The following is a 23,498-nucleotide window of genomic DNA, read 5'->3' as shown; positions in this document are numbered from 1 at the left end:
TAATAATATATGGAGGTAACACAATGGGTATTACAAATTCTAATAAGCAGATTGATACTCTTCAGATCGGCTGCGACGGCACTCTGAAAGTAACGCTTGCGCTCTCTGCCGCTCCCGACATTTCGTCCAATCCGACAGATATTGTCCTCGTGCTGGACCGCTCGGGCAGTATGACAGGAAGCCCGCTGACGAATCTGAAAGCCGGTGCAGATACTTTTATCGATATTATCGATGAAGCGACAGACAGTTCTCAGGATGGAAATATCGGCTCGGGAAGCCATATCGCCATCGTCAGTTTTTCCGATACGGCAGTGGCGGATACGCAGCTCATTACTTCTGTAGCGGACTTAAAAGCCGCTGTAAATGCGCTGAGCGCCAGCGGATTAACGAACCACGCCGACGCATTTTCTGTGGCAGCCGGCCTGTTTGACCCCATGTCATCCAACGCCAAAGTCATCGTGATGTTTACAGACGGGAAAACAACTTCCGGACCTCCCCCGGCGCCGGTCGCAGCTGCCGCGCGTGCTGCCGGAATTGTCATCTACTGTATCGGTCTTATCGGGGCTGACGGTATTGATGTCAGTGTGCTCAATGACTGGGCGACTGATCCGGATGCATCTCACGTAGCTGTTACACCTGACGATTCTGAACTCGAAGATTTATTTGCAGATCTGGCAGCCAACATTTCCAGACCCGGAGCGACAAACATCGTGATCAACGAAGTCATCAATCCGGATTTTGTCATCACCAGCATTCTGCTTCCTACAAAAGGGACAGCAATGTCGATTAATCCGACTACGCTGCAGTGGAAAATTCCGGAACTCGGAGTATCCGGAAATGAAGGGGCAACTCTTGAGTTCTATATCAGGCATATTTCCCAGAGTTCCGGCACCAAACCGGTGAACCAGTCGATCACCTACTCGGACACAGAGGGAAACTCTGTCACATTTCCTGATCCAGCGGTAAAAGTCGACTGCGGAATCACCGTCACACCGGAACCATGTCCCACACCTGTGAATTTCACAGTTGACGGATGCGAGGACTACACGGTTGTCGATCTGGGGGACACTTATCTGGAATCTACCGGTCGGATTGTGGAACTGAACGTGACAGTCCGGAGTGTATGTCCGTATAAACGGGTAGCGCTCGGCATCATCCTGACCGAGATTGACTGCAATGGCTCGGAGTATCCCCGCGGAGTAAAAACATTCACCATACCTGCCCATAACTATCCGGCCTGCCGTGATATTCTTGTAAAATGTATCCGCTTTGTACTGCCGAATGATCTCAGTGTATCATGCGCTGCTGGAAGAGGTATGTGCGGTGCAAGGAATCTGAGGGCCAGAGTCATTGCGCACAACATTGATACAGACTACAAATGCTGTGACACGATTGTTACAGTCTGACAGGATAAAAAGACCGTTTCCGGTCTTCCTGATAGAATAGAAAAGCACAATCAGCCACACCCGAAGGGGTGTGGCTGATTCTTTATACTCGTTTAACTGTGTATCAAATTAAGCGTTCTTCTGAGCGATTGCTGCCTGTGCTGCTGCCAGTCTTGCAACCGGTACACGGAACGGTGAGCAGGATACATAGTCAAGTCCGATGCTGTTGCAGAACTCTACAGAGCTCGGATCTCCACCGTGCTCGCCGCAGATACCTACGTGCAGGTTCGGATTAACCGGTTTTCCTAACTCGATTGCCATGCTCATCAGCTTGCCAACGCCTGTCTGATCCAGTTTTGCGAACGGATCGTTCTCAAAGATCTTAGCGTCATAGTAAGCGTTGAGGAACTTACCAGCGTCATCACGGGAGAATCCGTATGTCATCTGTGTAAGGTCGTTTGTACCGAAGCAGAAGAAGTCAGCTTCTTTTGCGATCTCGTCAGCTGTAAGAGCAGCTCTCGGGATCTCGATCATTGTACCAACCTCATACTTCAGGTCGCTGCCTGCTGCTGCGATCTCAGCGTCAGCTGTCTCAACAACAAACTTCTTAACATATTTAAGCTCTTTCACGTCGCCTACGAGCGGAATCATGATCTCCGGAACGATGTTCCAGTCCGGATGAGCCTTCTTCACATTGATAGCCGCGCGGATAACAGCCTTAGTCTGCATCTTAGCGATCTCCGGATATGTCACTGCCAGACGGCATCCACGGTGACCCATCATCGGGTTGAACTCATGCAGGCTGTCGATGATCGCTTTGATCTGCTCAACTGTCTTGCCCTGAGCGTCAGCCAGTTTCTTGATGTCCTCTTCCTCTGTCGGAACGAACTCGTGAAGCGGCGGATCAAGGAAACGGATTGTTACCGGGTTACCCTCGAGAGCCTCGTACAGAGCCTCGAAGTCTCCCTGCTGATACGGAAGGACTTTCTCAAGAGCTGTCTCTCTCTCTTCCTCTGTCTCAGCACAGATCATCTCACGGAATGCATCGATTCTTCCCTCGCCGAAGAACATATGCTCTGTACGGCAGAGTCCGATACCTTCAGCGCCAAGCTCAACAGCTTTCTTAGCATCTTCCGGTGTATCAGCATTTGTGCGGACTTTCATTGTTCTGTACTTGTCAGCCCAGTCCATGATACGTCCGAACTCACCAGCGATCGTAGCGTCTACTGTCGGGATGATTCCGTCGTAGATGTTACCTGTTGTACCATCGATAGAGATTGCATCTCCCTCGTGGAACTCTTTTCCGCCAAGTGTAAATTTCTTGTTAGCCTCATCCATAACGATGTCGCCGCATCCAGATACACAGCACTCGCCCATACCACGTGCAACAACGGCTGCATGAGATGTCATACCACCGCGGACTGTCAGGATACCCTGAGCAGATTTCATACCTGTGATATCTTCCGGTGATGTCTCAAGACGAACAAGGATAACTTTCTCGCCTCTCTCTGCCCACTCTACAGCATCGTCAGCTGTGAAGACAACTTTACCGCATGCAGCTCCCGGTGAAGCGCCAAGGCCTTTGCCCATCGGTGTGGCAGCTTTAAGAGCAGCAGCGTCGAACTGCGGATGAAGCAGCGTGTCAAGGTTACGCGGATCGATCATAGCTACAGCTTCTTCCTCTGTTCTCATACCCTCGTCAACAAGGTCGCATGCGATCTTCAGAGCAGCCTGGGCTGTTCTCTTACCGTTACGTGTCTGAAGCATGTACAGTTTACCGTGCTCTACAGTAAACTCCATATCCTGCATATCTCTGTAGTGTGTCTCCAGTGTGTGGCACACTTCATTGAACTGCTTGAATGCCTCCGGGAATTTCTCTTCCATCTCGGAGATGTGCATCGGTGTACGAACGCCGGCAACAACGTCCTCGCCCTGTGCGTTTGTAAGGAACTCACCAAACAGTCCTTTTGCTCCTGTAGCCGGGTCACGTGTAAATGCAACACCTGTACCACAGTCATCTCCCATATTACCGAATGCCATCATCTGTACGTTGACAGCTGTTCCCCATGAATATGGGATATCGTTATCACGACGGTAAACGTTTGCTCTCGGGTTGTCCCATGAACGGAATACAGCCTTAACAGCGCCTACTAACTGCTCTTTTGCATCAGCCGGGAAGTCTGAACCGATCTTCTCTTTGTACTCAGCCTTGAACTGTCCTGCCAGAGTCTTAAGATCCTCTGCCGTAAGTTCAACGTCCTGTGTAACACCTTTTTCTTCTTTCATCTTGTCGATGAGCTCTTCGAAGTATTTCTTTCCTACTTCCATAACTACGTCAGAGTACATCTGGATGAATCTTCTGTAGCAGTCCCAAGCCCAGCGCGGATTGCCTGATGCCTCAGCCAGAGCTTCAACAACTTCCTCGTTCAGACCAAGGTTCAGGATTGTGTCCATCATACCCGGCATGGAAGCTCTTGCTCCGGAACGTACAGAAACGAGAAGCGGATTCTCTTTGTCTCCGAATTTCTTTCCTGTGATCTCCTCGAGCTTTGTCATAGCCTCCATAATCTGAGCCATGATCTCGTCGTTGATCTGTCTGCCATCCTCATAGTACTGTGTACAAGCCTCTGTCGTAACAGTGAATCCCTGCGGTACAGGAAGTCCAAGACCTGTCATCTCGGCGAGGTTAGCACCTTTTCCACCAAGAAGGTTTCTCATTGTTGCGTTACCTTCTGTGAACATATAAACCCATTTTGTTGCCATGTTCCAATGACCTCCTCAAATATTTTGCTAATAACTTCGCATTATTTCGCATATAATATTTTAATGGTTTCAGGCTTGTGCGTCAAGCGTTTTATCTGGAAACGATGCACAATCTTTACACGTGTTTTGTGTGCACAAATAACATGATCCGGAGATGGTACGGATATATCCTTTTTCCGTCCTCTCCGGATATTTTCTGTTGTCGTTATCCAGCTTCCGATAATGCCGCTTTTAAAAAACGCAGTTTACATTCTCAAAAATGTGCGGTACCCTTTCACCGCTTCATACACATCAGCTTTACTGGTTACCTCATATGGCGCGTGCATATTCAGGACTGCGACTCCGCTGTCGATCACTTCCATTCCATAGTTTGCCATGATGTAGGCGATCGTCCCGCCGCCGCCGAGATCGACTCTTCCCAGCTCTGCGAACTGATAAGCCACATTGTCATCATCCATGGCTTTTCTGAGCGCCGCTATATACTCTGCATTTGCATCGTTAGATCCGGATTTTCCCCGGCTTCCTGTAAATTTATTAAATGTAATGCCGCTGCCGAAAAATGCGGAACTGCGTTTTTCAAATGCCTCTGCGTACATCGGATCGTAGGCAGCGCTCACATCGGAGGATAACATCCTCGAATTCATCAGGGCGCGGCGTACTTTTAATTCTGATTCGCCCTCTGACAGGGCAATCAGTTCGGCAACCGTATTCTCAAAGAATTTCGAGTGCATTCCGGTCGCGCCGACACTGCCGATCTCTTCCTTATCGACAAGGAGACAGCAGCCTGTTTTCTTTGCCTCGGTAATATCGAGCATTGCAAACAGGGAAGTAAATGCACACACTCTGTCATCCTGCCCGTAGGAAAGGATCATGCTCCGGTCAAAGCCGCAGTCTCTTGCTTTTCCAGCCGGAACGATCTCCAGTTCAGCCGAGAGGAAATCCTCCTCATCTATGTCATATTTTTCTTTCAGGATACGGAGGACATTTGCTTTGATTGCTTCTTTCGCCTGAGCTTTTTCTGATTTCTTATCTTCTATGTCCGCTGTTAATGTATCTGATGATGTCAGCTCTTCAATCACTTCCTCCACCGGACGGTTTCCAATCAACAGATCCAGCTTTTCTCCCTCGATCACTTTGGAGGCTTTCTTCTCCATCTGCTCCTGCGCGAGATGAATAAGGAGATCCGTGATCACAAATACCGGATCATTTTCATCCTCTCCGACAGAAACTTTCACAGTCGTTCCATCCTTCTTCACAATGACACCGTGAAGGGAAAGCGGTTGGGCGACCCACTGATACTTCTTAATCCCGCCGTAATAGTGGGTGTCCAGATATGCCAGTCCTTCATTCTCATAGAGAGGATTCTGTTTCACATCGATCCTTGGAGAGTCAATGTGCGCGCCAAGGATATTCATACCCGCCGAAACCGGCTCCTCGCCAATGCGGAAAAGTGCGATCATCTTGTTCATGCACACTGAATAAACCTTATCACCCGTTTTAAGGCATTCCCCGACTGCCATTACATCTTTCAGATCCCGGTAGCCGGCTTTCTCCGCCATGCTGACGGCAAGCTCCACACACTCGCGCTCCGTCTTGCCTGCATTTAAGCAGGATTTATATTTTTCATTGATGCTGTCCAGCTCTGCGAGCTGTTCTTGGGTGTATGTGTTCCATGCATTTTTTCTGTCCATATTGATTTCCTTCCTTTCGGGGACGTAGTAAAACCCCATTTTACTACGTCCCCAATTTAGTTTTACTGTGTCCCAAATTGAACTTTACCCTGTCCCTTTTCGCTCATTTTTTAATTATACAACTTTTTACATTTCTATACAATCGTTCCGTTTTTGCTTTCGTGAGTTTCAGTTCCTTCTGAATCTGATCTTTATACTGTTCCCGCATTTTCATATCTTCAATAATCTCATAAGGTCCTTCCAATCCACGCAGATGTGCTTCCTGCTTCAATATCGTCAAAGCGGCTTTTACAAGCTGTATTTCTACATCTTCAGGTATATCTATAAAAACCTGCTTTTGCCCCTTGTTATGAAAATCAAGATATTCCTCAAAATCGGAAAACTTTTCTTTATATATTTTTATCGCTTTCGGATGTATTATCCGGCTTTTTTCAGTTTCATATTCCTTAAGACTTGAATAAATATAATTTAAGGGATACTTCACAAGATTGGCATTGACCGGATTCATATGGATATACCTCATACAGTTCCAAAAATACTGCTCTGTTTCCACACATTCGCTTTTGAACCTGTCCTGAAATACATGACCGTTCCGACTATGTTTATAGTTGTAGTATTCTGCAAATTCTGCCAAGACAATGGCTAAGTAACTTGATAAGAGTTTCAGATCAACACGAATCAGAATATGAAAATGCGTCGACATAATAACATACGCATATATTTCGATATCATGATCTTTAAGATGCTTCGTCAGAAGCCTTATGAAATTGTTCTTCTCTCTTTTCTGCTTAAAAATAGGCTCTTTATTAATCCCTCTCGCTATCACATGATATATGTCGGTAGCGCTTCTTCTACGAGCAGTACGCGGCATTGTTTCACCCCTTTTCCCATGATTAGGGACAGGGCAAAATTCAGTTTGGGACACCTTGATTCTTAATCGGGGACGTAGTGAAATCAACTTTTACTACGTCCCCGAAAGAAGTTACCACTCGAATTTTTTCTCGAAATATGCTTTCAGATCTTCAATCTTAATTCTTTCCTGCTCCATGGTATCGCGGTCACGGACAGTTACGGCTCCGTCCTCTTCTGACTCGAAATCGTATGTCACACAGAAAGGTGTTCCGATCTCATCCTGACGGCGGTAGCGTTTTCCGATGTTTCCACGGTCATCGTACTCGCAGTTATAATACTTGCTCAGTTCTGCAAAGATTTTCTCTGCCCCTTCATTCAGCTTCTTAGAGAGCGGCAGCACGCCGATCTTGACCGGAGCCAGCGCCGGATGGAAGTGAAGCACTGTACGCATATCCGGCTTCTCCTCTGTTCCGATATTTTCTTCGTCGTAAGCGCTGCAAAGGAATGCAAGTACCATACGGTCTGCTCCCAATGACGGCTCAATAACGTACGGAATGTATTTTTCCTTAGTCTCATCATCGAAATACGTCAGATCCTGACCTGATACGTTCTGATGCTGTGTCAGGTCGTAGTCTGTACGATCAGCGATCCCCCACAGCTCGCCCCATCCGAACGGGAAGAGGAACTCCACGTCTGTAGTCGCCTTGCTATAGAAGGACAGCTCTTCTTTATCATGATCGCGATAGCGGACTTCGTCGTCTTTAAGACCGAGTGAAGACAGCCAGTTCAGGCAGAAACTCTTCCAGTAGTCGAACCACTCAAGATCTGTATCCGGTTTGCAGAAGAACTCAAGTTCCATCTGCTCGAACTCTCTTGTACGGAATGTAAAGTTCCCCGGTGTGATCTCGTTACGGAAAGATTTTCCAATCTGGGCGATACCAAACGGAAGTTTCTTTCTGGATGTACGCTGTACATTCTTGAAATTCACAAAGATACCCTGCGCAGTCTCCGGGCGGAGATATACAGTATTCTTGGCATCTTCTGTCACGCCCTGGAATGTCTTGAACATCAGGTTGAACTGACGGATATCCGTAAAATTATGCTTTCCGCATGTCGGACACGGAATCTGATGTTCCTCGATAAATGCTGTCATCTGCTCCTGGGACCATCCGTCCACAGAGCCTTCTAAAGTAATTCCTTTTTCTTCGCAGTAATCTTCGATCAGCTTATCTGCGCGGAAACGCTCATGGCACTCTTTACAGTCCATCAGCGGGTCGCTGAAACCGCCGAGATGTCCGGAAGCCACCCATGTCTGCGGGTTCATCAGGATTGCACAGTCAACACCCACATTATACGGATTTTCCTGTACAAATTTCTTCCACCATGCTTTCTTTACATTATTTTTCAGTTCCACACCAAGATTGCCGTAATCCCATGTGTTTGCAAGCCCGCCATAGATCTCGGAACCCGGATATACGAATCCTCTTGACTTTGCGAGTGCTACAATTTTATCCATTGTCTTTTCAACCATTGTTATGTTCCTCACATTTCTTTTTCTCAATCGGTACTTATTATAACGGCTGTATCCGTATTTTTCAAGGGATTGGATGTAATGTTATGTAAGTGTCTCCAGTATCTCCAGCGACTTAAAATGCTTATCCACATATACTTCCATGAGCCGTTCCATCACTTTTCCCAGTTCATTCAGCACTTTGTCCGTAACATTGAATGTGTAAAGCTTCTCGATCGTACTGGATTCTATATATTGCATGCTATATAAAGTTGAATTATCCAGTATCATTCCGTCAATAACATTTCCACCGCATTCACTGCAGACAAGTCCGCCCTTTGCTGGGCTGAACACGGCCGGACGATCTTTATCACCACAGTTCACACACTGAAACACCTGCGGTCCCTGACCGTTGATGGTCAGAGCTTTTAATTCAAATATATAACGAATCAGCCGGTCGGGAATATGCGGATTGATAAGCGCACGCATTGTCTGGTACAGAAGTTTTAACATTTCCCGCTCATCATTGGATTCCTTTGTATAATAATCGGCAAACTCCAGAAAATAAAATCCGTAGTAAGCTCCCACCATATCTTCCCGAAGCTCCGCAAAATAATTTGAAATACTTGCCGACTGTATCGTATATGATGTCCTCCCCGCGTACAGCGTAAACTCTCCGAATGAAAACGGATTGACCGAGCCTACAAGCGGGCTGTTCGGCCGCCTTGCCCCCCGGGCGAAAGCGGAGATCTTTCCCTGTTCTTTTGTCAGTATGACCACACGCCGGTCATATTCCCCGATAGGCATGGTCGAAAGAACCATCCCCGTAAGTACGATCTGATTCACGCTGTTCCTTTCTGCAGCTTTGCTCCGTAATAGCGCTGCTGTTTTCCTCATACATCTTAAATTTAAGATAATCGTCGATCCTGCCGCTTGCCATAAACTGGTCCCAGTATATCTCTTTCATCGGTCCACCTCTTCTTCCGTGTCTTCTCCGCCGGTCTGTTCCAGGAATCTGATAGCATCTGCCATAACGTTTCCCGTAAACTTACGCTCATTTTCTTTACCGGAAGAGATTATACAATTAGGTTCTCCGATTCTTAAAAGCACTATACCCCGCAAAAAATACCAGGACTTTTTGCAGGGCGAAGCCTTGACAGTTTCTTTTGATATTATAGTGAATTCTCTCTCAGATAGCAAATATGATTTCAGTATACAGGCACACAAAATCAGCTTTGCGAATGCACAGCCTGAAGTGCTGCTGCATTCAGGCCACACGGGAATCAATGATCTTATAAATTATTAGCAGTATAACGGCGATTGGAACGAGCAGTACGGCATGTATGGTAAACAGAGGCTGCTTCAGTATGACTGCCACACGCGATGATATGAATACAACAATGATTGCCGGCACGGTGTATTGCAGCCAGAGCTTAGCTCTGCTTTTATATGGGTTGGGATAATAAATACGGGCAAACCATGTCCCTGCTGCCGCGATGATCACTAACTGCAGCAATCTTCCGGAAGTAACAGTCGTGTAAGACGGTTCGACCGAATTCAGATCTCCATACCCAGCAGACAAAGCAAGATATAAACCTCCCCATAGCAGGGAAAGAACGGCCATTGCTCCACACATGTCACGAATGGTCATCATAACCTTCTGACCTGCAGTAAGCCTCGGTATCTCTTCCAGCACACTGTCGCAAAAAACCTTGTAATCTTCTCCGATCACAGAAGACGCCGGATCGCCGCGCTGTTCTCCATCCAGTATCATCTGGGTGATATCCCTGCGGACTCTCTCCTGATCATATGCGCTGATATCAACGCCTCTGATATACAGGGTCATATCTTCCAGCACCTTTCTGCCGTCCTTTGAAATCTTTTCTGACATCTGCTCACTTTCATTCCTGAGCATCCTCGTCCTCTTACTCATATTCTTCTCCTCCTTCATACCATATGCACCGCATCGCCCTGCATTCAGTCGATGCGGTCGTCTATAAGCCGGTATGCGCCGTACACCGCCAGTGCCAAAACCACTCCCAGTCCGATATGAATACTGAACAATTTGTATGTGATCAGATAATTTACGCAGACTGCCGCAATAAAAACAACTGCCAGTACCGCTCCCCATTTCACATTAAAGGTTCTGCTGCTCTCAAATGAATATCTCGTCAGAAGTGTGATAAGCCCTTCCGATCCTGCCAGAAGTAAAATTCCGCCCAGCACATTGCCCAATGTAACCGGACAGTTAAACGTCGACAGTACACCGGTCAAAACTTCCAGCAGCCGGCCGAAACACCAGATCACAAGCAGCACGGCCACGGCAGGCAGCGTATCCCTGACAGATACAAACATTTTTTCTTTCCAAGTCATATGTGGTATTTCCCCCACAATATTGTCACAGAATTCGCGGTAATCTTCTCCGATCACTTCTCTGGCAGAACTCCCCCTCTTTTCCCCGTCTATGAGCATCTGCGTAATGTCTCTCCTGACCCGTTCCTGTTCATACATCGAAACCGGAACCCCTCGCAGGTAGACTACGATATCAGTCAGAACTTTCTTTCCGTCATCAGAAAGCTGTTCCTGTAGTTCATTGTTCTCCTTTAACATCTCTTTGACTCTTCTGCTCATCTCATATCCCCCTCCACATCATGAAAAAGTCGCTCTACTGCTGCAGACAGCTCTCTGTAATTTTCTGCGAACTGTCTCAGCTCTGTTATTCCTTTATCTGTCAGTGAATAATACTTTCTCTTGGGTCCCAGTTCCGACTGACGGTATACGGCTGTCACCAGTTCATTTTTCTCCAGTCTCAGGAGAAGAGGATATATCGTCCCCTCAGCTACACTGCCAAACCCGTACTCCTCCAGCTGCCGGGATATTTCATATCCATATGTTTCGTTTTTGCTGATAATCGCCAGAATACAGCCTTCCAACGTCCCTTTCAACATCTGTGACGGGATCATAATTTCACCTGCCTAACTTTAACTGACCGCATACTACTTTGTAATGCAACATAGCTTTGACTATATTGTAATACAAGGTAGAATATATGTCAATCCACGGATACTGATATATTTATTGGAAAGCAGCAAAAAAGACCTCTTTACCTTTAAAATGTAAAGAAGTCATTTTTACGCAAATTATGCTATTTTACTGGAAAGCGTATCTCTCTGCTGCTCAATGGCAGCCGCCGTTTCCATGACATCCGTGTTTATCTTCCCCGCAATGTCCTCCGTGATGCCCTTCCCCATGATGTCCTTCTCCATGATGGCTACACTGGATATCCGGATTATATGCAAGATTTCCTTCTATAAGAGCTTTTACAGCCTCGTCGGCATCGCCTGTGACACCGCCGTATAAATTAATTCCTGCGTCTGCAAGCGCATTCTTCGCGCCCATGCCGATCCCGCCGCAGATCAGTGTATCAACACCCAGTTCTGTCAGGAATCCAGCCAGTGCCCCGTGTCCGCTTCCGTTAGTATCTGCTACCTGTTCTTTTGTGATCTGTCCGTTTTCCACATCATAGATTTTGAACTGCTCTGTGTGTCCGAAATGCTGAAATACATTTCCGTTTTCAAATGTTACTGCTATCCTCATTACATTTTCTCCTTTCGCCGATATGAGCTGCGTGTTCAGGCCCTCCGGTCTGCCGCATCTTTTCTGACAGAAATGGATCGCCGAGCCATCACACAGCCGGTAGTCTCCGCCCGAGATCAACAGAACTTTCCCGTTTACAATGCTGTCCGCAATCTTCTCCCTGGCGCTTTCGTAAATCTCCGTCACCGTAGTTCTGGAAATATCCATCCGTTTTGCACATTGTTCGTGAGTCAGCTTCTCCAGGTCGATCAGCCGGATCACTTCATACTCATCGACCGTCAGCGTTATACTCACACCGCCAGGAATTCCGTCTGGTCTGAAGCTGCCGTAATCAGGCTCGGCGCAGACTCTCCTGCATCTTCTCGGTCTTGCCATACAGATACCTCTCTTTCATTTCCGTCATATGTCGAAAATAATATAGCACAATTTCGCGGGAATAGCAAGACATAAGAACAGCTTGCCCAAACGCAGGCAGGCAGGAATGGCTTTTAACACATCATTCCTGCCTGATCACTATTCCGATTTTATTATCTACTCATCTTCTCGATACCCAAAGTTCTTCATCAGGTAATCGCTGTCTCTCCAGTTCTTCTGTACCTTCACCCAGAGCTTCAGGTTCACCTTGCAGTCCAGCATCCGCTCTATCTCATAACGTGCCGTGCTTCCGATCTTCTTGAGCATGCCGCCCTGCTTTCCGATGATAATCCCCTTATGGGAATCCCTCTCGCAGATGATCGTCGCATCAATGTGCATCACTTTCCGCTCCATCTTCATACGGTCGATTGCAACCGCAATACCATGAGGAATCTCTTCGTTCAGACAGTGAAGCGCTTTCTCACGGATCAGCTCCGCCACAATCTGGCGCTCCGGCTGGTCTGTCACTGTATCCTCATCGTAGAACTGCGGGCCGTACGGAAGATATTTCAGTATCACTTTCACAAGTTCATCCGTATTGTCACCGCTTCTTGCCGACACCGGCACGATATCCGCGAAATCATATTCCTTCCGGTATGTATCGATGGCCGGAAGCAGATCTTCCTTCTTCACCATGTCGATCTTGTTGATCACGAGGATGACAGGAGTTTTCACTCTTTTTAACTGATCGATGATGTGCCGCTCTCCCGCACCGATAAATGTGGAAGGCTCCACCAGCCAGAGCACGACATCCACTTCATTTAATGAACGTTCAGCTATATTTACCATATATTCACCCAGCTTATTCTTTGCCTTATGGATACCCGGCGTATCTACAAATACAATCTGCCCGTCTTCCGTTGTCAGGACGGTCTGGATGCGGTTTCGCGTTGTCTGCGGTTTGTTTGACGTGATTGCGATCTTCTGTCCGATCAGGTGATTCATCAGGGTAGACTTTCCTACATTCGGTCTGCCGATCAGGGTGACAAAACCGGATTTAAAGTTATCTTTCATACATTCTCCTCTTCATTGGGGACGTAGTAAAATCGGGTTTTACTACGTCCCCGTTCACACTTTTTTCACATTTCAGCTTAATGTCCTTACTTCCATGAACATATCTTTATTCTCTTCGATCTTCTCCTCGCTTCCGATCACACAGAGGGAATGCTCGCTCAGCATCGCCTCAAGCACTTTCGCGAGCGCCCGGATATCGGCCTGATCCGCATCGAGGATCTGCGCGCGCTCCTCACGGATCATCTCTTCCGTGACACGGTTCATATACAGGTTCATGGAACGGCTGCCTTTTGCGGACGGATTCATCGGGCGGTCAATATTGCTGATCGTACCGATGATGAATTTATTCATGTCGCGGTCGCTTACATTGAAGTTCTTCAGATACTCCACAACTCCCTCATACACATCCATCGTCTTTTTCAGGTTCGGATCTCTATAAGAGATGAGATATCCTTCGCCGATTCTGTTGAAATTGCTCATGCATCCGTAAGCTCCGCCCTTGACACGGATATTTTGCCAGAGATAATCGTAGCTTAAGATGACTTTAAGGATCTGAAGAGCTCCCGTATATTCGGCGCCGGCGTCGATGAAGTTACCTGTCCGTGCCACATACTGCACTTTCGATGAAGTCTTGAAGCCCTCATTGCGCTTCCTGCAGTGAAGGATACACGGACCGGATACCTCATCTGCAGCTCCGGCATCTGCGTTCTGCACATCCGCTCCTGCTGCATCTGCGTCCGCTCCCGCATCCGCTGTGTCATTCAACCTGCTGCCCACTGCGGCAAATGCATTCTTCATGGGTTCAAGACCTTCTTCCGCCGATGTATAGCTTATCATCATATTATCTGCGCGGAAGATCTTCGCGGCGATAGCCTTCAGGCTGCGGATCAGTTCTTCCTTATGTCCCTCGAAATCTTCCTCAATCTCTTTGACCACCTCATAGTATCCGATACCGTCCGTATCATCTTTAAATTTGGCGATCGGCGATGTATAGGACAGGGAGCGGAGCGCCGCCGTCGTGTGTCCTGAAGAGAGGAACGACATCTGCAGGCGGGATTTCAGCATGGCAAGGATCTCTTTGAGCCGCTTCTCGTCATCCAGCTTTGATTCCATGAGGATCTCGCGCATCATGGAAAGAAGCACATCCATCTTCGGATACAGCGCCTTTCCTTTGATCTCAAATGTTGCGCGGAAATCTTTTTCTTTTACTTTCGTTACGTCAGTATAAAGCTCCAAAGATGTACCGATACCGCCGGTGTGAACATTTATCTCATTGAAGAGTTCACCGTATTCATAGTTCGTTGTATCAATAATTCCCAGTACGCTCTGAAGGATACCCACATAGGGCAGTTTCTCTTCTTTGATACCGGACAGGTCAAACATCAGTGTCACATAGCCGATACCGTTCGTTTCCACATTATGGTGCACCATTTTCACACCGTCAATCTCTTTTTCATCATTGTAGATCGGCGCGATCTCCCTGGAAATATCCTCTCTATGGAGCACTGGAATCTTCTCCAAGTCTTCAGGAGCTGACTCTTCCTCCTGATATGCTTCCAGCTCTTTCGTCGCGCTCACAAGGTTTTCCACCTCTTCCGGTGACAGGCTGTCTTTATAGCTCTGGAGCTTCTCAGCAAGCTCCCGGTCCATTCGCGCGGTACGTCCCTGCTCCGGACGGATGATCACGATCGAACCGTGAGTGTTATCCAGCAGATATGTCCGGATCAGATCTTCAAAATATCCGGTCTCCACCTGGCTTTTCAGGAACTCGAATGTAGGGATTGCCTCCATATGGATGAACGGTTTCTCCTCATCATAGAGCCAGCTGTCAAAGAGCTGCAGCCCGTACATCAGCCCTCGCGGATAATTTCCGAAATCAGCCTCGCGGAAACGGAACTCGTGATAGTTGATACCGGCACGCAGCGCTTTCCGGTCAATGCCTTTCTCTGCAATATTCTTCAAAGTATCCTCGATCACATGGATAAATTCTTCTTTCTGCTCCATGTTGGCATTCTTCGCGATAACAGAGAAGATTGGCTGATATACACCGTTGTCATAGGAACCCATAATATCCTTACCTATCCCCGCATCAAGGAGCGCTTTCTTGAGAGGCGCGCCCGGAGCACTCAGGAGCGCATAGTCCAGGATCTGGAATGCCAGATACAGTTTCTCGTCCAGAGATGTACCGATCACCTTATTGTAAGAAAGATAAGTATTATCGGAAATATTTTCATCGCTTGCTATGGAATATTCCCGAACAATCTCTTTCATTCCCGTAAACGGCTGCTGGTACCGGATTGCAGAATCCACCTGGATCTGATCAAAATCCGAAAGATAATTCTCATCCAGCCATCTCAGCTTCTCTTCCATGTCCATATCGCCATAGAGATAGATATAACTGTTGGACGGATGATAATATTTCCGGTGGAAATCAAGGAACTGTTCATAGGTAAGCTCCGGAATCACCTCGGGATCACCACCGGACTCATTTGCATAAGAAGTATCCGGGAAGAGCGAATTCAGGATCACGCGGTCGAGCACGCCTTCGGGTGACGAGAAAGCTCCTTTCATCTCATTGTATACAACGCCCGACAGCGTCAGCTCTCCGTCCGGGTCATCCAGATGATAGCTCCAGCCCTCCTGGCGGAATGTCTTGTCATTCTGATAAATATTTGGATAAAATACCGCATCCATATATACGTGCATCAGGTTCTGGAAATCCTTGTCATTGCAGCTTGCAACCGGATACACAGTTTTATCCGGATAAGTCATCGCATTTAAGAATGTATTGAGGGAGCCTTTTACAAGCTCTACAAACGGGTCTTTCACCGGGAACTCCTTTGATCCGCACAGAACAGAGTGCTCCATAATATGTGGCACCCCGGTGCTGTCGGACGGCGGCGTGCGGAAGCCGATGGCAAACACTTTGTTCTCGTCGTCATTCTCCATCAGGAGCACTCTCGCCCCGCTTTTCTTATGTTTTAACAGGATCCCCTGAGATTTCAGGTCAGACAGTTCTTTGTCCTGGATCACTTCATATGCTGTGAGGTCATATATGCTCATACTTATGTCTCCTTACTGGTAATATCATTATAATAGGGCGGTCTGCAGACAACAGACCGCCCTATTAGTATAACACTATCTGCGAAAGTTTAAAAGGTAAGCATTCCCCTTTTTATCACCTCGTCTTTACTGCCTTTGAAATATGGGACAGCGTGTGTAGTATTGGCTGAGGACGCAAGCAGATGAATCTCGCCTTTCTTTATGCCGCATGACCGTGCGATAAAGTTCTGTGAAAACATTGCATACTGAATATCACGGCAGCGGACGGTAAGATACTGCTTTGAGAAATATCCATTTACAAGCTTTAAATAGGATTCATCCGCCCCGATTCCTTGCGTACGGTATTTCAGTACCATACCTGTAAACATCATGATCACTACAACAGCCAGCGCAATCCATACATACAGACAGTACGCATTTCCCGTCAGTTCATTGCACAGAAAAGCACCGCCCGTCATACAGAGAATAGCGATTACAGCAGGAACTGCCCATGCGCCCCATACGGACACAGGCAGTGGATCAGCAGGCTGATCCACTGCACATGCGTACTCCGGGAGAAGTATGGACAATCTCTCTTTTAACTTCTCTTTCTTACAGTATAGGATCAGAAAAGAATGCTGCTCTTCCTGGTCGTCGCCCATTCCCACATTAACAATCTCCGCCATATATCTGTGGCCGATCCGTGCTACAAAGGACTGTCTGATCTTTAGTGCCTGGATCTTGTCAACAGGAATCGTGTAGTCTATTTTCTTCAGGAATCCATATCTGATATAGATTTTGTTTCCCCTTCGTTTTGCACGGAAATTATAATATCTGACAAAATCCTTTACTGTATCCCACAATGTTGACAGAACGATAAAAGCCGCCACAAAAATCCCGGCCGCAGCGCTTGCCAGAGATGCCATCAGATCTGCCCGCCCGAGAATCTGCGCTGCACTTACTACAGAGCCCACAAGGACCAGCAGGAAGATCAGGACCGAAATCACACTGATCGAGAACGCTCCATGTTGAAGGATATCTGCCATATCTGCATGCACATCATATTTCTCAGGCTCTGTATCGGCAGAATATGCTGCGAAACTGTTTTCTGCAGCACGGCCGTTTTTATCTGCTGCCACACTCTCCGATACCCTGCCTGCCGCTATCTCCATCCTTCTCATAACTTCCTGCTGAAACCACAGGGCATCCGATTTCTTCAGCACGATCTTTACGTCAGTACTGTCTGCAGTAGACCGGCTGTTCGTGTCAAGCTTCACTTTGCACGTACCGAACAGCATCTCAATGAGATTCTGTTCCAGGTTGATATTGGATATATTGCGAATGCCTATCGTGTTTTTCTTTTTATTGACTCTGCCCTTCTCTATCACGATCGCATTTTCTTCAATGGATATGTATGTCTTAGCCCAAACAAGGACCTGACTGATCAGGCTGACTGCCAAAAGCGCTGCTACTCCCAGTAAAATAAACAGCCCCCTGCTTGTGATAAAAGACAGATCCGACTTTGTGATCTCATCAAAACTCTGAAAAAGCTGCGTAACCACAAGCACAAAGACAGCGATGATCACTGCCCCCGTCTGTTCCAGTATGATCGATATATGATTTCGGAATCTCTTGTTCCGCCTTGCATTATTTTCTTCCATAACCGGTTTACCCTTTCATGTCTGACCCACTCTGATCTTCCGTATTTCTCTCCGACAGCTGTTCTTGTAATTCTGACTGCGCCTCCCTCTGTTCCAGCACGATTTGATTGATCCGTTTTCTCAGACTTTCCGCAATCCGGTCTGCTTTTTCATCTTCCAGAAAAGAGAGTGTAACATCCCCGCCTCCGGTAGTTACGATCACTTTTGCAACACGGAACATCTGATCGACCGGACCTTTCTTAGTCTGGATTTTGTGGATACGCTCGATCGGAACAATATTGCGCTTTACAAACAGATATCCCTCGATGATATCAATACACTCGTCATTTATACTGTACCGATACCGGTGATAGCGGAAATACGGACTTATCAGTACATCGAAAAGTATGAGCACTGCAAGAATAAGCGAAATCCACTTTCCGATCGTAACATCTTTCGGAAAAATCCAAAAATAATCGACTGCCCCGATCACCGCAAGAATGATCGCTCCTGTTATTATACCGGCCGTATACATACAGCTCAGCGCACGTTTTGAAAGCTTTTCGTACATTTTTCCTCCTTAACCGGAGAGTTCCGCGCAAGAAACTCTCCCACCGGAAATCCCCGGTCTATTTGTACTGTGTGTTTAATACAATGATACAAAACGCGCATCTCCCTGTCAATACATTTCTGCGCCGCACTCGTCAGTTTTCCCGATCCGTTCACCGATCCGCAGCAGCCGATTATATTTTTCTGTATTTTCCGCATAGCCTGGAGCACCGAATCGGATTTTAGATGCCCCATATGCAACCGCAAGATCCGCCTGCAGTGTATCTGCTGTCTCCCCTTCCTGATCTGCAAACAGCACGCCATATCCTGCCTCCCGTGCTGCTTTGAGTATGTCAGACATCCCGGTCAGCGTGCCCGTCTGGCCCGTTCTGACAGAAACAGCATTTGCCGCACCAAGACGAATCCCTTTTTCCAGTCTTTTAAGATTACCGTCAAATAAAGCACCGCCCACAAGCTGTATCCTGCTTCCCATCCGTTCTGTGAGCTCCACCCAGCCTTCCCAATCATCCTGATCCAGCGCATCCTCTATAGAAGAGATTGGAAATTCCTCAGCCAGCCCCTCATAATATGCGATCATCTCCCGGGTGTTCCTGCATATTTCCCGGCCTTTGAGCTGTCCTTCCTCTGTAAATCTGTAGCATTTCCCGAGAGGATCATACATCCTTGAAGCCGCCGCATCCAAAGCCACTGACACATCCCGTCCCCACCGGAATCCCGCCTGCTCTACCGCGGCCCTGAGAAGACGCAGAGCTTCTCTTATATCCAAAAGCTCCGTTATATATCCTCCGTCCGGTTCTTCAGACACAGAAATCCCTCTGACATCCGCTATCTGTCTGAACATACGCGCGATCTCGATACATGCACTGATCTGCCCGCAGAATGTATCTCTGCCGGACGGTACTACCATAATTCCCCGTACGTCCGGGCCATGTGCTCCCGCTTTCCCGCCTTTAATTACCGATACGGCGGGCATGGGAATGCCTTTTGCCTGAACACCGCCAAGATAGCGGTACAAGGGAAGTCCGAGCGCAGCCGCTGCTGCACTGGCTGCTGCGGCTGATACGCTGAATAAAGCCGCTGCTCCCAGAGCGCTCTTATCCTCCGTGCCATCCAGACGGATCATTGTACTGTCAATCTCTTCCTGATCAAAAACATTTTTCCCGATCAGTTCCTGCGCAATATGAGTATTGATATTTTCGATCACCCAGTCAGCCAGACCGGACATTTTCTCCGGACTTTTTACTGCCGTTTCTGCAGCCGCAAGACCTGCACTGATAAGTCCGGACGGCACAGAAACTCTTCCCACGATATTCTCGCCGGCCAGCGCCTCCGTCTCTACCGTCGGATTTCCCCTGCAGTCAAAGATTTTTCTTGCGAATATATCACGGACCGGCAGCTTTACATCCAACTGTTCCAACTTTATCACCCTCCCTTTCAACGACTCCGGAACTGTTACAGTCCGCTCACATACATATAGTGGACTGTGACACAGAACATATTATTTCCGCACCGGCTTTTCTCAATGCATTGACTTTTCATATTCCAGAGATTACAATTCGGTTAGACGGCAAAAGTACAAAAATACTTTACAAAATCTCAGGGGGCAGAAGTATGAAAGATAAAATCAAATATTTTCTTATGCTGACATTCAGCACGCTTCTCATCGCATTTGGCACTTATTTTTTCAAATTTACGAATAACTTTACATTCGGAGGAATTACCGGACTTGCCGTCCTCGTGGCGAAGACCGGTCTGATTTCCGCAAGTGACTTTAACCTGATCATGAGCATGATCCTGCTGCTCGTCGGTCTGGTAATACTGGGGAAAAAATTTGCGGCAAAAACAGCATACTGCAGCATCCTTCTCTCTTTTGCACTCTCCGCGATGGAGCGTATCTTTCCGATGGACGGGGCGCTTACAGAGCAGCCTATGCTGGAACTGTGTTTTGCCATTGCATTACCTGCCCTCGGCTCTGCTATTCTGTTCAATATCGGAGCTTCCAGCGGAGGTACGGATATTATAGCTATGATACTGAAGAAATATTCCAGTTTCGATATCGGGCGGGCGCTTATGATCTCTGACGCCGTGATCACTGCTGCCGGTTTCTTCATATTTGATATTGAAACCGGTCTCTACTCAGTGCTCGGTCTGGCGATCCGTTCATTCATGATCGACAACTTCATTGAAAGTTTCAACTTGTCGAAGTACTTTAATGTCGTGTGCGACGACCCGGAGCCAATCTGTGATTTTATCGTACATACGCTGTCAAGGAGTGCCAGCGTATGCCACGCAAAAGGCGCTTATTCGGGCAAAGACAAATATATCATTTTCACAGCCCTGAATCGGGTACAGGCAGTTCGTCTCAGGAACTATATCCGGCAGAATGATCCGGAAGCATTTATCCTGATCTCCAATACGAGCGAGATCATAGGAAAGGGATTTCACAGTGTATAAATCTGCCCGGAGCGCACCTTCTATCCCGAAAACCACTCCGCATTGAAATACTTGTCAAAAAAACTTTTATCATATTATAGAAACGGAGAAGTATATAAATGAAACATCTTGTTATAGCAGAAAAACCTTCCGTCGCGCGGGATATCGCCCGTGTACTCGGATGCAGCAAAAAGAGTAATTCCTATATAGAAGGAAACGATTATGTTGTCACATGGGCTCTGGGTCATCTGGTCACACTGGCTGACCCGGAAGAATACGGGGAACAGTACAAAACCTGGAGCATGGATACTCTTCCCATGCTTCCTGAGCATTGGAAGCTGGTCGTGATCCGGCAGACATCCCGTCAGTATCACGCGGTCAAAGAACAGATTTTCCGAAAAGATATCTCGGATATCATTATCGCCACGGATGCAGGCCGTGAAGGTGAGCTCGTCGCCCGCTGGATCCTCGATAAAGCTGGAAATAAAAAGCCCCTCAAACGTCTCTGGATTTCCTCTGTGACAGACAAAGCAATCCGTGAAGGATTTGCCCATTTGAAGCCAGGAAAAGATTATGATAATCTGTATCGCGCAGCAGAGGCCCGTGCAGAAGCTGACTGGGTAGTAGGTATCAATGCGACTCGTGCCCTCACCTGCAAATATAACGCACAGCTCTCCTGCGGCAGAGTTCAGACTCCTACGCTGGCAATGATCGCTTCAAGAGAGGAAGAAATAAAAAACTTTATTCCCAAATCATATTATGGACTAAAAGCAGCAGCCGGAGGGATTACTTTTACCTGGGCTGATGCGCAGACCAATTCCGGACGCACTTTTGACAAAGCAAAAATCGATACAATCCGGAAAAATGCTGGAAATAAGATCCACATTTCCGAGGTTAAAAAGAAAACAAAGAAAACTTATTCTCCCGCCCTGTATGATCTGACTGCGCTGCAGAGAGAAGCCAACCAGCGTTACGGCTATTCTGCCAAGGAGACACTGAATATCATGCAGCGGCTTTACGAGAACCATAAGGTTCTCACTTATCCACGTACAGATTCCCGCTATCTCACCACAGACATGACAGGGACACTGAAAGAGCGCCTGAAAGCATGTGCTGTCGGCCCTTACCGCAAAGCTGCCGCCAGACTTTCCATGCAGGAGATCAGACCTGACAAGTCCTTTGTAGATAACACAAAGGTGTCAGACCACCACGCGATCATCCCGACAGAACAGTTTGTTCAGCTGGAGCACATGTCTGCCGACGAGCGGAAGATCTACGATATGGTCGTCCGCCGTTTTCTGGCCGTGCTGTCACCGGCATGTGAATATGAAGAGACATCTGTCACCGGCATGATCGGAAAAGAGACATTCCGCGCAAAGGGAAATGTGGTCATAAAAGCAGGATGGCGAGAAGTCTGCGGCACGGACTGTCAGGATTCCGATTCAGACGATCTGTCGGATGAGCATACTGGCGATCCGAGGCAGGATATGGTTCTGTCCGCATCTGCCAGCCAGGCACTTTCGAGCATCCATAAGGGAAGCGAACTGCCTGTCACTGCCCTGACAGTCACAGAAGGCAAAACAAAACCTCCTGCACATTTTACAGAGGGAACTCTCATCGCAGCTATGGAAAATCCGGCCAAATATATGCACCACAAAGACCGTACGCTTGTCCGCACTCTCGGCGAGACCGGCGGATTAGGAACAGTCGCCACCCGTGCCGATATCATCGAAAAGCTCTTCGGCAGTTTTCTCATGGAGAAGAAAGGAAATGAGATCCATATTACATCCAAAGGAAAGCAGCTTCTCTCGCTCGTGCCTGCCGATCTGAAGAGCCCGGAACTCACGGCACAGTGGGAAATGCGCCTGAAAGCCATCTCACAGGGAAAAGAATCCGATAGAAAGTTCATAGATGAGATTGAAGAATACACAAAAACTCTGATCAGCGATATCAAAAATGCTGACGGCACATTCCGCCATGACAATCTGACCCGCCACAAATGCCCCCAGTGCGGTAAACTGATGCTGGAAGTAAACGGAAAACACGGAAAAATGCTCGTCTGTCAGGATCGTGAGTGCGGGTACAGAGAGACCATTTCCCGGCGCACAAATGCACGCTGCCCGGTCTGCCATAAAAAGATGGAACTGGTCGGAAAAGGAGAGGCACAGCGATTCGTATGCTCCTGCGGACACAAAGAAAAACTCTCCTCCTTCCAGGAGCGCAAGAAAAAAGAAGGAAAAAGTGCAAATAAAAGAGATGTGGCAGCCTATATGCGAAAACAGGCAAAAGAAGCGAAAGAACCAATCAATAACGCCTTTGCTGAAGCATTTAAAAATCTGGGCTTATAAAGGTAAATTCTGGATTTATCTGACTGAGAAAGAGTCCGCCGGGAGGTATGTATTGTTAGCGCACACGTTTTCACTCGGTCGCGGTGTAACGGTACATAAGAGCGCAGAAGACGCGCTCTAAGTGCCGACGCCGCTCCGACGGTGCGTACACAATACATACCTCCCGGCTGCTTTCTTTCCCATCCCGAAAATCGAATTTCAAACGGAAGGAACAAAGCCGGATCTTTTTCGACTAAGAT

18 protein-coding genes are annotated in these 23,498 nt (G+C 47.5%); 3 read left to right on the top strand and 15 right to left on the bottom strand.

From position 1 onward, the window contains the following. Positions 1 to 23: 23 nt before the first annotated feature. On the top strand, positions 24 to 1,406 hold the full coding sequence (locus tag FNY66_RS13570) for a vWA domain-containing protein (protein WP_150311486.1): 1,383 nt from the start codon (positions 24 to 26) through the stop codon (positions 1,404 to 1,406). Positions 1,407 to 1,514: 108 nt separating this feature from the next. On the opposite strand, the gene ppdK is transcribed toward FNY66_RS13570, so the two are convergent. From ppdK to eno, 15 genes are all read right to left on the bottom strand, one after another. Further along, a complete protein-coding gene (gene ppdK, locus FNY66_RS13565) occupies positions 1,515 to 4,148 on the bottom strand; it encodes a pyruvate, phosphate dikinase (protein ID WP_150311485.1) in 2,634 nt (877 codons plus the stop codon). A 245-nt stretch (positions 4,149 to 4,393) separates the two neighbouring features. Then, complete coding sequence (locus tag FNY66_RS13560) at positions 4,394 to 5,839, bottom strand: aminopeptidase (RefSeq protein WP_087152201.1); 1,446 nt, start codon at positions 5,837 to 5,839, stop codon at positions 4,394 to 4,396. 103 nt (positions 5,840 to 5,942) lie between these two features. After that, complete coding sequence (locus tag FNY66_RS13555; protein ID WP_143449288.1) at positions 5,943 to 6,764, bottom strand: transposase; 822 nt, start codon at positions 6,762 to 6,764, stop codon at positions 5,943 to 5,945. A 57-nt stretch (positions 6,765 to 6,821) separates the two neighbouring features. Beyond that, a complete protein-coding gene (locus FNY66_RS13550) occupies positions 6,822 to 8,222 on the bottom strand; it encodes a glycine--tRNA ligase (RefSeq protein WP_087152199.1) in 1,401 nt (466 codons plus the stop codon). Positions 8,223 to 8,306: 84 nt separating this feature from the next. Next, entirely contained in the window at positions 8,307 to 9,023 is a 717-nt protein-coding gene (recO, locus tag FNY66_RS13545; protein ID WP_190324845.1) for a DNA repair protein RecO, read from the bottom strand. Beyond that, a complete protein-coding gene (locus FNY66_RS15550) occupies positions 8,989 to 9,168 on the bottom strand; it encodes a hypothetical protein (RefSeq protein WP_190324844.1) in 180 nt (59 codons plus the stop codon). The genes recO and FNY66_RS15550 overlap by 35 nt, the downstream gene beginning before the upstream one ends. Before the next feature lie 300 nt (positions 9,169 to 9,468). After that, positions 9,469 to 10,134: a hypothetical protein gene (locus FNY66_RS13540; protein WP_150311484.1), complete on the bottom strand. Its 666-nt coding sequence runs from the start codon at positions 10,132 to 10,134 to the stop codon at positions 9,469 to 9,471. A gap of 44 nt (positions 10,135 to 10,178) precedes the next feature. Continuing rightward, positions 10,179 to 10,832 carry a hypothetical protein gene (locus FNY66_RS13535; RefSeq protein ID WP_087152196.1) on the bottom strand — a complete coding sequence of 218 codons (654 nt, stop codon included), beginning with the start codon at positions 10,830 to 10,832 and terminating at the stop codon, positions 10,179 to 10,181. Then, positions 10,829 to 11,164: a PadR family transcriptional regulator gene (locus FNY66_RS13530; RefSeq protein ID WP_150311483.1), complete on the bottom strand. Its 336-nt coding sequence runs from the start codon at positions 11,162 to 11,164 to the stop codon at positions 10,829 to 10,831. The genes FNY66_RS13535 and FNY66_RS13530 overlap by 4 nt, the downstream gene beginning before the upstream one ends. A gap of 214 nt (positions 11,165 to 11,378) precedes the next feature. Next, complete coding sequence (locus tag FNY66_RS13525) at positions 11,379 to 12,173, bottom strand: DUF134 domain-containing protein (RefSeq protein WP_150311482.1); 795 nt, start codon at positions 12,171 to 12,173, stop codon at positions 11,379 to 11,381. A gap of 156 nt (positions 12,174 to 12,329) precedes the next feature. Continuing rightward, entirely contained in the window at positions 12,330 to 13,226 is an 897-nt protein-coding gene (gene era / locus FNY66_RS13520) for a GTPase Era (protein ID WP_087152193.1), read from the bottom strand. A 72-nt stretch (positions 13,227 to 13,298) separates the two neighbouring features. Next, complete coding sequence (locus FNY66_RS13515; protein ID WP_150311481.1) at positions 13,299 to 16,289, bottom strand: insulinase family protein; 2,991 nt, start codon at positions 16,287 to 16,289, stop codon at positions 13,299 to 13,301. A gap of 89 nt (positions 16,290 to 16,378) precedes the next feature. After that, positions 16,379 to 17,929: a PH domain-containing protein gene (locus FNY66_RS13510; protein WP_150311480.1), complete on the bottom strand. Its 1,551-nt coding sequence runs from the start codon at positions 17,927 to 17,929 to the stop codon at positions 16,379 to 16,381. Between the two features lie 7 nt (positions 17,930 to 17,936). After that, complete coding sequence (locus tag FNY66_RS13505) at positions 17,937 to 18,479, bottom strand: PH domain-containing protein (RefSeq protein ID WP_087152190.1); 543 nt, start codon at positions 18,477 to 18,479, stop codon at positions 17,937 to 17,939. 108 nt (positions 18,480 to 18,587) lie between these two features. After that, positions 18,588 to 19,895: a phosphopyruvate hydratase gene (gene eno / locus FNY66_RS13500; protein WP_143449287.1), complete on the bottom strand. Its 1,308-nt coding sequence runs from the start codon at positions 19,893 to 19,895 to the stop codon at positions 18,588 to 18,590. Positions 19,896 to 20,089: 194 nt separating this feature from the next. Between eno and FNY66_RS13495 the strand changes: the two genes are divergently transcribed. Continuing rightward, positions 20,090 to 20,932, top strand: a complete 843-nt coding sequence (locus FNY66_RS13495; protein ID WP_087152188.1) for a YitT family protein — start codon at positions 20,090 to 20,092, stop codon at positions 20,930 to 20,932. A 98-nt stretch (positions 20,933 to 21,030) separates the two neighbouring features. Beyond that, positions 21,031 to 23,259, top strand: a complete 2,229-nt coding sequence (locus FNY66_RS13490; protein ID WP_150311479.1) for a DNA topoisomerase III — start codon at positions 21,031 to 21,033, stop codon at positions 23,257 to 23,259. The last annotated feature ends 239 nt before the right edge of the window (positions 23,260 to 23,498 follow it).

This window comes from Mediterraneibacter catenae, from assembly GCF_008691045.1.
In the GTDB taxonomy this organism is placed as follows: Bacteria; Bacillota; Clostridia; order Lachnospirales; family Lachnospiraceae; genus Mediterraneibacter; species Mediterraneibacter ornithocaccae.
The sequence above is the reverse complement of the archived record's forward strand: the minus strand, read 5'-3'. Positions and strand labels throughout refer to the sequence as shown.

Coding starts and splice junctions, on each gene's coding strand:
- recO (WP_190324845.1), bottom strand. CDS start 9,023: ATGGTTCTTTCGACCATGCCTATCGGGGAATATGACCGGCGTGTGGTC.
- FNY66_RS13535 (WP_087152196.1), bottom strand. CDS start 10,832: ATGAGCAGAAGAGTCAAAGAGATGTTAAAGGAGAACAATGAACTACAG.
- FNY66_RS13505 (WP_087152190.1), bottom strand. CDS start 18,479: ATGTACGAAAAGCTTTCAAAACGTGCGCTGAGCTGTATGTATACGGCC.
- FNY66_RS15550 (WP_190324844.1), bottom strand. CDS start 9,168: ATGAAAGAGATATACTGGGACCAGTTTATGGCAAGCGGCAGGATCGAC.
- FNY66_RS13490 (WP_150311479.1), top strand. CDS start 21,031: ATGAAACATCTTGTTATAGCAGAAAAACCTTCCGTCGCGCGGGATATC.
- FNY66_RS13550 (WP_087152199.1), bottom strand. CDS start 8,222: ATGGTTGAAAAGACAATGGATAAAATTGTAGCACTCGCAAAGTCAAGA.
- era (WP_087152193.1), bottom strand. CDS start 13,226: ATGAAAGATAACTTTAAATCCGGTTTTGTCACCCTGATCGGCAGACCG.
- FNY66_RS13495 (WP_087152188.1), top strand. CDS start 20,090: ATGAAAGATAAAATCAAATATTTTCTTATGCTGACATTCAGCACGCTT.
- ppdK (WP_150311485.1), bottom strand. CDS start 4,148: ATGGCAACAAAATGGGTTTATATGTTCACAGAAGGTAACGCAACAATG.
- FNY66_RS13530 (WP_150311483.1), bottom strand. CDS start 11,164: ATGATCCCGTCACAGATGTTGAAAGGGACGTTGGAAGGCTGTATTCTG.
- FNY66_RS13570 (WP_150311486.1), top strand. CDS start 24: ATGGGTATTACAAATTCTAATAAGCAGATTGATACTCTTCAGATCGGC.
- FNY66_RS13540 (WP_150311484.1), bottom strand. CDS start 10,134: ATGAGTAAGAGGACGAGGATGCTCAGGAATGAAAGTGAGCAGATGTCA.
- FNY66_RS13515 (WP_150311481.1), bottom strand. CDS start 16,289: ATGAGCATATATGACCTCACAGCATATGAAGTGATCCAGGACAAAGAA.
- FNY66_RS13560 (WP_087152201.1), bottom strand. CDS start 5,839: ATGGACAGAAAAAATGCATGGAACACATACACCCAAGAACAGCTCGCA.
- FNY66_RS13510 (WP_150311480.1), bottom strand. CDS start 17,929: ATGGAAGAAAATAATGCAAGGCGGAACAAGAGATTCCGAAATCATATA.
- FNY66_RS13525 (WP_150311482.1), bottom strand. CDS start 12,173: ATGGCAAGACCGAGAAGATGCAGGAGAGTCTGCGCCGAGCCTGATTAC.